Below are 12,594 nucleotides of genomic sequence, written 5' to 3'. Positions count from 1 at the left end.
CTCCTTAATCCCGGGGCCAGAAGGTGACCCATTTACCTTCGGGCAGTTCGGGCTTGTTGGCGATTCGGGGGACGTACTTGCCACTACCGTAAATGGGCACCCCGACCGCCTGTGTCGGGGCTTCCACCGGTACGCCCAGCGAGTCGGCCACCTGCTGGCCGGCCGGTACCAGGCCCGGCAGATCCGGATCGGCGTCCACTCGGCCGGTGTGGCAGGAAACCAGGCGTACCGGCTGTCCGGGAACGTAGTTCGGGTTGTCGCGGACGGCCTGGGCGATCTGCTCCGGACTCGTGTAGTTGTGCGGATACTTGCCGCCGTCCTCACCGACCACACCGGGACGGAACGTACCGTTGGGTTCGCCGTGCACCACGACGTCGTGGACACCCGGTTTCGGCTCGACGTGATCGAAGTTCCGCATCGTGCTGCTGTCGTATCCCACGGCCGTGGAGTTCGGCCCGTGATACACCGGGTCACCGGTCGGCAGGTAGCCGTCCGGCGGACGGGAAGGCGCCTGCGGGCGATCGCCTGGGTTCTTCCAGTTGGACCGCTTGCCCATGTCGACGAGATCGTCCGCGCCCTTGCCGCCCTTGCGGAGCGCCAGGATCGCCTCACCGAGTTCCTTCATGGCCTTCGCCAACTTCTGCATGCTGGCGACGAGCTGCTTGAGCCAGCGGCCGATCTTCGCCGCCCACGAGGCGCAGAGGGTGGCCACCTGCTCGACGACGAGCGGCGTGGCGGTGCCGAGGCTCGCGAGCACCTCGACGGCGTACGAAATCAATCGCGACACCACCGTGGCGATCGCGTCGCGAACCATGATCCGCACCGTGCCGACCAGCATGCCGGCGCCCTCGGTGATCAGCGCCATCGTGTCGGAGGCACGGCTGAGCGCTCGGAGATCCGACATCCGCCGCGCGGCGTGCGACCGATACGCCTCGGCGGCACCACCGTGCCAGTCAGCGGTGTCCCAGCGGACCGACTGCGCCAGCGCGTCGGCCTCGCCGGCGAGCCTGCCCGCGATGTTCGTCCATGTCCGCGCCTGAGCCGTGACCTGGCTCGGGTCGCCGGCCAGCCAGTCCAGCGCCTCGGAGAGCGGTTTGACATGCTCGATGATCCAGGCGACGCCGTACTGCAGCAGCGAGCCGATCGGGTCGGACACGAACGCCAGCGCGTCCAGGGCGCCACCGGCGAGGCCGAGGGCACCGTCCACCCACGATCCGCTCTGGATTGCCTGGTAGATCTGCTGGATGTCCTCGGCCGGAGCGAGACCGGCGATGGGACCGGGTCCCGCGCTGGAGGGAGCCGCCACCAGCGGGTTGGTCACGGCAGTCGCCCGCTGCGAGTGATGGCGTCGGCGTTGCGCGCGTCGGTGGAGTTGTAATGCTCGGCCGTCGCCCGCAGCTTCCGCGCGGTGTCGCGCAGGTCGTCGGCGCTGTCCGCGATCCCTTGGATCAAGGTCTCCTGGAGGACAGCCATCAAAGGCGGAAGGAAGTTGCAGATCTTTCCGTACGCATCCCCGCCGGCCCGCACGGAACGGCCCGCGCCGCCGGCCTCCTGGACGCCGTCCCCGACGGCGTCAACCGCCCCGGCGTGCGCGGCCAGATCCTGCGTGATCACGGAGAACCGATCACTCACGCGTCGTCCTCGTCGGTGGCGTAGCCCTTGAGGACGGCACGACCCGCCTCCGACTCCACGCCTATCGTGCCGGCGACGGCCTCTCGCACCCTGCCGGACAGGTCTGCTCGGGCGGCCGCGATCGTGGCCAGGATCTCGCGCGCGGTCCGCGTCGCCGACTGCTGCCGGGTGTCCTCGTCGAGCCACAGGTCGGTGACCTCGCCCGACCGTCCGACGGTCACCTCGACGAGCCGGTCCTGGCTACGGGCCGAGCCTGTCAGGCCTTCCACCCGCCCGGCAAGCTCACGGGCCTGCGCCGCGCGGCGCTCGAAGCCTGCCTGCCAGTCGTCGATCATCCGCTCGGCGTTGTCCCCACCGATTCCGTCGAACACGCAGCCTCCCGCCGGGTCACCTTTATCGACGCCGAGGATAGTGACCCCGTGCGATGGGCGCGTTCGACGCGCTGGCCCCAGAAAGTGCCGGCCAGGACCAGGGCGATGCCGGCCGCCGCGAGGACCGTCAAGTGCTCGCCGCCCAGGCTCAGGCCGATCAGGACGGCCCACACCGGCTCGGTGCCGAGCAGCAGGCTGGCCCGGGCCGGTGAGGTTCGGCGTACGGCCCACAGCTGCACCACGAACGCGAAGACGCTGCAGCCCAGCGCCAGGTACAGCACGCCCAGCCACTCCCCCGCGCCGAGACCGCCGGCCGCCGGCAGCAGCGCCGGGCCGGCCGCGATCGTGAACACGGCCGCGCCCACCACCGTCTGCAGCGTGGTCAGGGTGACCGTGTCGTACGAGGGCCGGCTGAGCCGGCCGGAGAGCGTGACGTGCGCGGCCCGGACCACGGCCGCCGCCAGCATCAGGGCGTCGCCGGCCGACGGCGTCCGCAATCCTGGCCCCGCGACCAGGAGCACCACCCCGCCCGTCGCCACCCCGGCCGCCAGGAAGAAGCGTGGCGGCAGGCCGCCCTGCAGCAGCGGGGTGAGCAGGATCGTCAGGCTGATCAGCACGCCGGCGTTGGTGGCGCTGGTCAGCGACACCCCGTACGTCTCCAGAGCCAGCACCGACGCCTGCGTGCAGCCGAGCAGAAGCCCCACCTTCAGCTCGCCCCTCGCCGGGCGCCGCCGGAACATCAGCGGCAGCATCGCCGCCATCGACACCAGGTAGCGCAGCGCCAGCACGACCAGCACGCCGCCGGCCACGACCAGTGTCTTGGCCGCCAGATAGCTGCTGCCCCAGATCACGGCCACGGCCAGCAGCAGAAGATCCCCTGTCACCCGGAAAGCCTGCGGCCCGGCGATACGGTAGACAAGACGCCATCCGCTGAATCGACGATGTAGTGGAGCCTTATGGATCCGCATCACCTGAGGCTGCTGCGCGAGTTGGGCGAGCGCGGCAGCGTCGCCGCCGTGGCCCGCGCCCTGCGCATCACCCCGTCGGCGGTGTCCCAGCAGCTCAACGTCCTGCAACGGTCGGCGCCGGTGCCTTTGACCGAGCGCAGCGGCCGCCGCCTCGTGCTGACCGAGGCGGGCCGGGCCCTGGCCACGGCCGCGGTCGAGGTGATGACCGCGCTCGACCGGGCGTCGCGGGCGGTCGGCGACTATCTGGAGGCGCCGGGCACGCCGGTCACCGTGGCCGCGTTCCACAGCGCCGGGCTGGCCTGGTTCGCGCCGCTGATCGCGCGGTTTCCGGCGGTGCGCTGCGCCGACCGGGATGTGGCCGAGGCCGAGTTCCCCGCTCTGGTCGGCGACTACGACCTGGTGCTGGCCCATCGGCTGGCCCACAGCCCGCCCTGGCCCTCCGACCGGCTCACGGTGATTTCTCTGATTCAGGAGCCGATGTACGTCGCGATGTCCGCCCACCACCCCCTCGCCGCGCGCGAACGGCTCACCGCGGCCGACGTGAGCACCTGGCCGTGGATCAGCGTGCACGACGGGTTCCCGCTGACCGGGCTGCTGACCGCGATCGAGGCGGCGGCCGGGCGCCCCCTCGACATCCATCACCGGATCAACGAGTTCACCGTCGCCGCCTCGGTGGTCGCGGGTGGGGAGTCGCTGGCACTCTTGCCCGGCCACACGACTCCCCCGGACCCGCGGCTGGTGCTGCGCCCGCTGGCCGATCTGCCCGCCGCCCGCCACGTCGACGTGCTGACCAGACCGGAGACGCTGCACCGCGCCGCGGTCCGCTCCGTGCTCGGCGCCCTACAGCAGATCGCGACTCAGCCGGCGGATTGAGGTCCGCAGGTGGTCGTGGGCACGCTGTTGGCGCCGCGTGTGGTGCCGAGGAACCCGAAGGTGGCCGACGCGCCGGCGGCGAGGCTGCCGTTCCAGGTCTCGTTCGTGACGGTCTGGGCGCTGCCGTTCGACGAGACGCGGCCGCCCCAGGCCTGGGTGATCGTCTGGCCGTCGGTGAAGGTCCAGCCGACCCGCCAGCCGTTCAGTGCGGCGGCGCCGGCGGTCACCGTGACCTCGGCCTGGAAGCCGCCCTGCCACTGCCCGGTGATCCGGTAGGCGGCGGTGCAGGCGCCGGCCGGAGGAGGAGTGGATGTCGTCGGCGTCGGCGTCGGCGTCGGCGTCGTCGGCGTGGGCGTCGTCGTGCTGCCGAGCTGCGAGAAGAACCGCCAGACCTCGCCGCCCACCCACGTCAGGGCGCCGCTGGTCGAGGTGGATCCGTCCACCGGCTCGGGGGTGTGGTCACCGTCGAACGCGGCCCACGCCACCGGGTATCCGGCGCGACAGCCCGCGTACGCGGTCGTGATGTGGGTCAGGCTGCCGCGGGCCGGCTCCGGCGGGTTCTGTGCGGTGCACCCGTTGTTGCGGACGAACGTGTCGCGGATGGACCGGCCCTGCGAGATGTTCAGGACGCTGTCGTGGGTGCCGTGGATGCCGAAGTAGGCGACCGGCTGGTTGCCCGGCGAGCAGCCGCTGAGGTTGGCGCCGGACAGGACGGCCACCGCACGGAAGACCGCCGGCCGGGCGCAGGCGACGGCGTAGCTCATCGAGCCGCCGTAGCTCCAGCCCAGCGCGAAGAGCTGGCTGGTGTCGACGCACAGGTCGCCCTCGATCAGCGAGACCAGGTTGTCCACGAGGGTGAGGTCACGGTTGCCGGTGTTGGCCCAGCCGTTGTCGATGCCCTGCGGCGCGACCAGGATCGCCGAGTTGTTCGACTGCCCCTGGAGCCCGTAGTAGCCACCGCTCGCCACGTTGCCCGCGGATCCGTTCAACCAATGAAAGGCGAAGATGAGTTTGTACGGCTTGGTGCGGTCGTAGTTGTCCGGGACCCGCAGGATGTACGAGCGGTTCTGGCCGCCGCTGGAGATGGTGCGGGTGCCGCTGGTCAGCGTCGGCGCCTTGCCGCACCCGGCGGTGACCGCGGCCTCGGCCGGTACCGCGGTCATGACCGCGACCGCGGCCGCCGCGGCGACCAGGACGGCCATCGCTCCGCCGGCGAGTTTTCTCAGGGACATCGCGTTCCTCTTTTCGGGGGACGGCTCTCCGGCCGAGGGGAGCCCGGCCGGAGAGCACGGAGAGGACAGCCGGCTAGCCGGCCGCGCAGGTGGGAGTGGCCGTGGGCCCGCTGCCGGTGCCCTGGAAGCCGAACTCGGTGAAGCCACCGGCCGCGATCTGGCCGTTGTAGCTCACGTTGCGGAAGCTCACGGCACCCGTGCTGCCGGTGTTGGCGGCGCTCCACACGCCGGTGATCGCGCTGCCGGAGGGCAGCGACAGCGACACCGTCCAGCCCGAGACCGCGGCCTGGCCCGCGGTGACGCGCACCGTGGCCACGTAGCCGCCGGTCCACGAGTTCAGCGAGACCGTGGCGGCGCAGGCCCCGGTGGGCGGGGGCGGGGTGCTGGTGGTGGGCGGGGGCGGGTTGCTGGTGGTGGGCGGGGTGGTCGGCCCGCCGGCGTTGAGGGCGTTCAGGACCGAGGTGTACGCCGCCTTCTTGTTGCCGGAGTTGTCGAACAGCAGCGGGTTCTCGCCGGTGCGCCAGGAGTCGCTGTCGCGGATGCCCCAGACCGTGATGCCCGTGCACCGGGACACGGCCATGCAGGCGCGGGTGACCCCGGCGTACACATTGGCCTGGTTGCTGCCCTGTGCGACGTCGAGCTCGGTGATCTGCACGTCGACGCCGAGGTCGGCGAAGCGCTGGAGGTTGGCCTGGTAGTCGCCCGGAAGGCCGGTGCCCAGGTGGGACTGGAAGCCGACGCAGTCGATGGGCACCCCGCGCGACTTGAAGTCGCGGACCATGTTGTAGATGCCGGTGCTCTTCGCGTTGACGCCGTCGGTGTTGTAGTCGTTGTAGCAGAGCTTGGCGGCCGGGTCGGCCGCGCGGGCGGCCCGGAAGGCGGCCTCGATCCAGTCGTTGCCGGTGCGCTGGAGGTTGGAGTCGCGCCGGGCGCCGCTGCCGCCGTCGGCGAAGGCCTCGTTCACCACGTCCCAGGCGTAGATCTTTCCTTTGTAGTGGGTGGCGACCTGAGTGACGTGGTTGATGGCGGCGTTGCGCAGCGCGGTGCCGGACAGCGACTGCGCCCATGAGGGCTGCTGCTGGTGCCAGAGCAGGGCGTGGCCGCGGACCTTGGCGCCCATCGCGACGCCCTGGTTGAGGATGCGGTCGCCGTTGGTGTACGTGAACCGCCCCTGCGACGGCTCGGTGGCGTCCCACTTCATCTCGTTCTCGGGCGTGACCGAGTTGAACTCGGTCGTCAGGATCCGGGTGTACGTGGCGTCGCCGAGCCGCCCGGCCGCGATGGCCGCGCCGTAGTAACGGCCGGTCTGCGCGGCCGAGGCGCCGAGCGTGGAGGCCGCGTCCGCGGTGCCGATGACGGCGACGCTCGCCGCGAGGGCGACGCTCACCGCCGCGGTCGCGAGCAGCGCCGACCGGCCATGTCGGGGGATTGACATGAGCACGGAAACCTTTCTCTGGGGGGACTTCGGGGAATGGAAAAAACCGTACGGGAGCGCTCCCATACATTCAACTGCCTCAATAAGTGTTATGCGGTGCCGTTCGCTTTAGTCGACATTGCCAAGCTGCGTAACGCCGTAGCAACATCGACGAAATCAAATGCAAGGCCGCTGGCGCCGGCGAATGTTAACGTTCACTTACTCCCCTGGAGGAAGCATGCGGCTCACCCTGCGGTGGCTGGTCGCCGCGGCTGTGCTGGCCGGTCTCGTGCTGGCCGCTCCGGCGGCGTCGGCCGCCACGATCGACACCAACACCTGGTACGTGCTGGTCAACCGCAACAGCGGCAAGGCCCTCGACGTCTACAACCTGGCCACCAACGACGGTGCCCGGATCACTCAATGGACGCGCAACGACGGCAACCAGCAGCAGTGGCAGTTCGTCGACTCCGGCGGCGGCAACTACCGGCTCAAGTCGCGGCTGTCCGGCAAGGTCCTCGACGTCAGCGGCAACTCGACCGCCGACGGCGCCGCGATCGTGCAGTGGACCGACAACAACGCCGGCAACCAGCAGTTCAGCGTTCAGGACATCGACGGCTACATCCAGCTGATCGGCCGCAACAGCGGCAAGGCCCTCGAGGTGCAGGGCGCCTCCACGGCCGACGGCGGCAACATCGTCCAGTACTCCGACTGGAACGGCACCAACCAGCAGTGGCAGCTCGTCCCCGCGGGCACGACGCCCCCGCCGGCCGGTGGGAGCTTCACCAACCCGGTGGTCTGGCAGGACTTCGCCGACGGGGACATCGTGCGGGTCGGTGACGCGTACTACTACTCCGCCTCGACCATGCACTACTCGCCGGGTGCGCCGATCCTGCGCTCCTACGACCTGGTCAATTGGGAGTACGCGGGTCACTCCGTGCCCAGGCTCGATTTCGACTCCGCCGCCTACGACCTGAGCGGCTCCCGGGCGTACGTCAAAGGAATCTGGGCCTCCGCCTTCAACTACCGGCCGAGTGACGCGACCTATTACTGGCTCGGGTGCACCGAGTTCAACCGCACCTATGTGTACGCCTCGACGGCCATCGGCGGCGACTGGGCCAAGAAGGCCCGGATCAACAAGTGCTACTACGACGCCGGCCTGCTGTTCGACGGCGCGACCCCGTACGTCGCCTACGGCAACGGCACGATCAGCGTCGCCCAGCTCTCGGCCGATCTGAGCTCCGAGGTGCGGTCGCAGACCGTCTACACGACACCGTCGAGCATCGGGACGCTCGAAGGCTCCCGGATGTACAAGCGGGGCAACTACTACTACATCTGGCTGACCCGCCCGGCCAACGGGCAGTACGTGCTGCGCTCGACCAGCCCGTGGGGTCCGTACGAGCAACGCCAGGTCCTTCTGAACCTGCCCGGCCCGATCTCCGGCGGCGGTGTCCCGCACCAGGGCGGCCTCGTGCAGACGCAGAACGGCGACTGGTGGTACATGGCGTTCACCGACGCCTACCCGGGCGGACGGATGCCGACGCTGGCCCCGATCACCTGGAGCTCCGACGGCTGGCCGGTGCTGCAGACGGTGAACGGGCGCTGGGGCGCCACCTATCCGAAGCCGGCCATCAGCACGACCAGAACCGTGCAGTCGATGATCGGCCCGGACACGTTCACCGGCCCCTCCCTGTCGCACCGGTGGGAGTGGAACCACAACCCCGACACGTCGAAGTTCACGGTCGGCAACGGGCTTCGCCTGTCCACCGCGACCGTCACCAACGACCTCTACAACGCCCGGAACACGCTGACGCACCGGATCCAGGGCCCCACCTCCACCGCCACCATCCAGCTGAACTATGCGTCGATGGCCAACGGCGACCGGGCCGGGCTGGCCATGCTGCGCGACCAGTCGGCGTGGATCGGCGTCCGCAAGGACAACGGCGCCACCCGCGTCTCGATGACCAACGGACTGAGCATGTCCACCAGTGGGTGGGGCACGACCGGCACCGGCTCCGAGGCGGCCGGCGCACCGATCTCCGGCGGCACGGTCTGGCTGCGGGTCACCGCGAACATCCAGCCCGGCTCCGGTCGCACGGCCACGTTCTCGTACAGCACGAACGGCAGCACCTTCACCACGCTCGGGCCGGCGTTCGTGATGAACAACGACTGGCAGTTCTTCATGGGCTATCGCTTCGGCCTCTTCAACTACGCCACAAGCGCCCTCGGCGGCGCCGTCACCGTGAACCGGTTCGACCTGACGGCGCCGTAAGTCCCCCGTTCCCCCGTCCCCCTAAGGAATCGATGTGAGAAAATCCCGATGGCTCGCCGCGGCGACCGCCCTGGTCGCCGGCCTGGTCGCCGTGATCAGCGCGACACCCGCCTCGGCGGCGACGATCGACACCAGCGCCTGGTACGTGCTGGTCAACCGCAACAGCGGTAAGGCCCTGGACGTCTACAACCTGGCCACCAACGACGGTGCCCGGATCACCCAGTGGACCCGCAACGACGGCAACCAGCAGCAGTGGCAGTTCGTCGACTCCGGCGGCGGCAACTACCGGCTCAAGTCGCGGCTGTCCGGCAAGGTCCTCGACGTCTACAACTTCTCCACCGCCGACGGCGGCTCGATCGTGCAGTGGACCGACAACAACACCACCAACCAGCAGTTCAGCGTCCAGGACGTCGACGGCTACATCCAGCTGATCAACCGCAACAGCGGCAAGGCCCTCGAGGTGCAGGGCGCCTCCACCGCCGACGGCGGCAACATCGTCCAGTACTCCGACTGGAACGGCGCCAACCAGCAGTGGCAGCTGGCGCGGGTCGGCGGCTCGAACCCGACGACACCACCGCCGTCCGGCTCGTGCACGCTGCCCTCGTCGTACCGCTGGACCTCGACCGGCGCGCTGGCACAGCCGCGCTCGGGCTGGGTCTCGCTGAAGGACTTCACGACCGTCCCCTACAACGGACGGCAGCTGGTGTACGCGACCACGCACGACACGGGCTCGACGTGGGGCTCGATGAACTTCGGCCTGTTCACGAACTGGTCCGACATGGGCTCGGCGTCGCAGAACGCGATGTCGTCGGCCACCGTGGCCCCGACGCTGTTCTACTTCGCTCCGAAGAGCATCTGGGTGCTCGCCTACCAGTGGGGCGGCAGCGCCTTCTCGTACCGCACCTCGAGTGACCCGACCAACCCGAACGGGTGGTCGTCGGCCCAGACGCTGTTCACCGGCAGCATCACCGGCTCCGGCACCGGCCCGATCGACCAGACCCTGATCGCCGACGGCCAGAACATGTACCTGTTCTTCGCCGGCGACAACGGCAAGATCTACCGCGCGTCGATGCCGATCGGGAACTTCCCCGGCAACTTCGGCTCCTCGTACACGACCATCATGAGCGACTCGACGAACAACCTGTTCGAGGCCCCGCAGGTCTACAAGGTGCAGGGCCAGAACCAGTACCTCATGATCGTCGAGGCCATCGGCGCCAACGGCCGCTACTTCCGCTCGTTCACCGCCACCAGCCTGAACGGCTCGTGGACGCCGAACGCCGCGACCGAGAGCAACCCCTTCGCGGGCAAGGCGAACAGCGGCGCCACCTGGACCAACGACATCAGCCACGGTGAGCTGGTGCGGGTCAGCGCCGACCAGACGATGACCGTCGACCCGTGCAACCTGCAACTGCTCTACCAGGGCCGCTCCCCCAGCTCGGGTGGCGACTACGGCCTCCTGCCCTACCGGCCGGGCCTGCTGACCCGCCAGCGCTGAGCAGTACCCGCCCTGGCCGCCGTCATCCGGTGGCCAGGGCGGGACGCACGAGGAACGTGCTGGCGGTGCGGAACTCGGCGGTGTCCTTGAGATAGCCGATGCCGAACTCCGAGCCCGTCCAGCGCAGACGGAACTCGCGATAGTTGAAGGACTGGAACGCCACCGAGCCCGCCGTCGCACCCGGCAGCGGGCAGTAGGTGGCGTCCTCGCGGAAGATCTGGCTGTCGTCGAGCGGCGCGACGTAGCCGCGGAGCTCGTAGTGCCGCAGGTAGCGGCCGTCGCCGTCGCGGAACGAGACGCATCGGGGGTCGGCCAGGCCGTTGACGGCGGTGAAGGTCGCGCGTCGGCGGCTCTCGGCGCCGCCGCCGACGGCCGTGACGGCGACCGCGTCGGTGTTCACGCCGCGGCTGAGATAGCCGCCGCCGGCCCATTCGAGGGAGAGCGCGCCGAGAGGCACGGCGGCCGTCGCCGACGGGCTTCGGGTGGTACGGCTGGGCGCGGGGGCCGGTGTGCTGAATCGCGCCGGCGAGGTGGTCGCGGCCGGCGCGGCGATCGCGCCCGGGCCACGGGCCCCGGGCTCGGGGTCGTCGGGCACGACCAGCGGGACGGTCACGGCCACGGCCGCGACACCGGCGACGATCCCCGCGATCACCTTGCCGGCGACCGCGGTCGTTCCGGTGGCCGCGGCGACGGAAGCGGCACCGGCCGCGGTGGCTCCGGTGCCCGCGGCCACGGAAGCGGTGGCCGCGGCGACGGAGGCGGCGCCCGCCGCGATCGGGGCGCCGGCGGCGATCGGGCCGAGGACGGCATGGGTCAGGCCGGCCGGCACCACGAGGGCCGGCAGGTTCTCCAGCAGTCTGTCGGCCGGCAGCAGACCCGCAGCGGCCGCCGTGCAGGTGCGGCAGCCCCGGACGTGCCGGGCGATGCGCTTGCGCCAGAGTGGACTCGGCCGCCCGTCCCAGTCGGCCGTCTCCGCGGCCAGGCGGGCACAAATCGGTCGCGCCGCGAGCGCCGCGACGACGGACCGGGCCAGGTCGAGCTGCTCGCGGGTGCGCTGGACGCGGACGCCCGCGTGGGCGGCGCTGATACCGGCCGCCTCCGCGAGCTCGGCCCGGGTCAACCGGCCGGCGACCTCCTGCCACCACAGCCACAGCAGCTCGCGGTCGTCCGGGTCGAGCCACCGCGTCGCCTCGGCGACCTGCCGGCGCTCGTCGCTGAGACGGCTGCGCAGCGCCGTCACGTCCTCGACCTCGGCCCGCGGGTCCGCTGTCCCGGCCGCCTCGGTCAAGGGCCGGAGCCGGCGGCCGGCGGCCCGCCGCTGCTCCCGATGGGTGCCCACCTGACGGACCGCGATCACGGCCAGCCAGGCCCGGAAACTGCCCGGGCTGCGCAGACCGGGCAGCTCGCGCACGGCCCGCAGCATCGTGTCCTGCACGACGTCGTCGACGTCGGCCGGGTCCTCCATCGCCGCGCTGACGAGGTTGTAGACCAGCGGGAGATGGTCGGCGATCAGCCGCTCGAGAGCACGGCGGTCACCGTTGCGGGCCGCGGTGACGAGCTCGGCCACCTTCGCACTCGTCAGATCCATAGCGACGACACCCTATGCCGCCCGTCCAGGGAAAGAAACCGAGCGGAAAGGTGTTATCCAGCCCTCTCCTCCCTGGTCGTGGACTCTGAAACTTTCGGTCGTTGTCACCCCGACAAGAGCCCCGGTGATCGCCGATCACCGAAATACGGCTGCATACATGCAGGTAGAACGTTTCAAGGCGCTCATCAACTTCCGGAGAACTTCCGGAAACTATTGTTTCCGCGGCGTTTCCCATGTCAGCATGACCCGACATCGAGGTTCTTCGTTCCTTGGAAGGAGCCACAGTGACCGCCAGTCCCCCAGTCCCCCACCGGCGCCGATCGCCGCGGATCCGGCTGCTCATGGGTGCCGCCGTCGCCGCCGTCACGGCCGCGGGCGTGGCGATGGTGATCCCCAACGCCAGCGCCGCGGAAAGCACCCTGGGCGCCGCGGCCGCGCAGTCGGGCCGGTATTTCGGCACGGCCATCGCCGCCAGCCGGCTCAGCAACTCCACCTACAGCACCATCGCCGGGCGCGAGTTCAACATGATCACGGCCGAGAACGAGATGAAACCGGACGCCACCCAACCCCAGCGCGGCCAGTTCAACTTCAGCGCCGGCGACCAGATCTACAACTGGGCCACCCAGCGCGGCCTCAAGGTCCGCGGCCACACCCTCGCCTGGCACGCCCAGCAACCCGGCTGGATGCAAAGCCTCAGCGGCAGCAGCCTGCGCCAAGCCATGATCGACCACATCAACGGCGTCATGGCCCAC

General features: G+C 70.3%; 11 protein-coding genes. 4 read left to right on the top strand and 7 right to left on the bottom strand.

The genetic code is table 11. The features are described from left to right. Positions 1-4: 4 nt before the first annotated feature. From CRP55_RS49600 to CRP55_RS49585, 4 genes are read right to left on the bottom strand one after another with little or no spacing between them, the layout of a single operon-like run. Positions 5-1,321: a WXG100 family type VII secretion target gene (locus tag CRP55_RS49600; protein ID WP_097329097.1), complete on the bottom strand. Its 1,317-nt coding sequence runs from the start codon at positions 1,319-1,321 to the stop codon at positions 5-7. Beyond that, positions 1,318-1,632: a type VII secretion target gene (locus CRP55_RS49595; protein WP_097329096.1), complete on the bottom strand. Its 315-nt coding sequence runs from the start codon at positions 1,630-1,632 to the stop codon at positions 1,318-1,320. The genes CRP55_RS49600 and CRP55_RS49595 overlap by 4 nt, the downstream gene beginning before the upstream one ends. After that, positions 1,629-2,003 (bottom strand): YbaB/EbfC family nucleoid-associated protein, encoded by a 375-nt coding sequence (locus CRP55_RS49590; RefSeq protein ID WP_245923993.1) that lies wholly within the window; start codon positions 2,001-2,003, stop codon positions 1,629-1,631. Before CRP55_RS49590 ends, CRP55_RS49595 begins: the two co-directional genes overlap by 4 nt. Beyond that, complete coding sequence (locus CRP55_RS49585; RefSeq protein WP_245923991.1) at positions 1,964-2,887, bottom strand: DMT family transporter; 924 nt, start codon at positions 2,885-2,887, stop codon at positions 1,964-1,966. The genes CRP55_RS49590 and CRP55_RS49585 overlap by 40 nt, the downstream gene beginning before the upstream one ends. Positions 2,888-2,959: 72 nt before the next feature. Between CRP55_RS49585 and CRP55_RS49580 the strand changes: the two genes are divergently transcribed. After that, a complete protein-coding gene (locus CRP55_RS49580) occupies positions 2,960-3,844 on the top strand; it encodes a LysR family transcriptional regulator (RefSeq protein WP_097329094.1) in 885 nt (294 codons plus the stop codon). On the opposite strand, the gene CRP55_RS49575 is transcribed toward CRP55_RS49580, so the two are convergent. Continuing rightward, entirely contained in the window at positions 3,829-5,076 is a 1,248-nt protein-coding gene (locus tag CRP55_RS49575) for a CE1 family esterase (protein ID WP_097329093.1), read from the bottom strand. The two genes, CRP55_RS49580 and CRP55_RS49575, sit on opposite strands and share 16 nt — an antisense overlap. A 73-nt stretch (positions 5,077-5,149) precedes the next feature. Continuing rightward, the gene (locus CRP55_RS49570) at positions 5,150-6,511 is read right to left on the bottom strand and encodes a glycoside hydrolase family 10 protein (protein WP_097329092.1); all 1,362 of its coding nucleotides are present in this window, start codon (positions 6,509-6,511) and stop codon (positions 5,150-5,152) included. Between the two features lie 217 nt (positions 6,512-6,728). Between CRP55_RS49570 and CRP55_RS49565 the strand changes: the two genes are divergently transcribed. Together CRP55_RS49565 and CRP55_RS49560 are read left to right on the top strand one after the other, a co-directional pair. After that, positions 6,729-8,759 carry a family 43 glycosylhydrolase gene (locus CRP55_RS49565; RefSeq protein ID WP_097329091.1) on the top strand — a complete coding sequence of 677 codons (2,031 nt, stop codon included), beginning with the start codon at positions 6,729-6,731 and terminating at the stop codon, positions 8,757-8,759. A 34-nt stretch (positions 8,760-8,793) separates the two neighbouring features. Then, positions 8,794-10,254 (top strand): non-reducing end alpha-L-arabinofuranosidase family hydrolase, encoded by a 1,461-nt coding sequence (locus tag CRP55_RS49560; RefSeq protein ID WP_179855696.1) that lies wholly within the window; start codon positions 8,794-8,796, stop codon positions 10,252-10,254. A gap of 22 nt (positions 10,255-10,276) precedes the next feature. Here the strand turns inward: CRP55_RS49560 and CRP55_RS49555 are convergent, their stop codons facing one another. After that, a complete protein-coding gene (locus CRP55_RS49555) occupies positions 10,277-11,842 on the bottom strand; it encodes a sigma-70 family RNA polymerase sigma factor (protein WP_097329089.1) in 1,566 nt (521 codons plus the stop codon). Between the two features lie 284 nt (positions 11,843-12,126). Between CRP55_RS49555 and CRP55_RS49550 the strand changes: the two genes are divergently transcribed. Beyond that, the coding region (locus CRP55_RS49550; protein WP_245923989.1) for an endo-1,4-beta-xylanase at positions 12,127-12,594 on the top strand (468 nt) is incomplete at its 3' end.

This window comes from Paractinoplanes atraurantiacus, assembly GCF_900215205.1.
Classification (GTDB): Bacteria; Actinomycetota; Actinomycetes; order Mycobacteriales; family Micromonosporaceae; genus Actinoplanes; species Actinoplanes atraurantiacus.
Note: the sequence above shows the minus strand (reverse complement) of the source record. Positions and strands in the feature narration are given on the sequence as shown.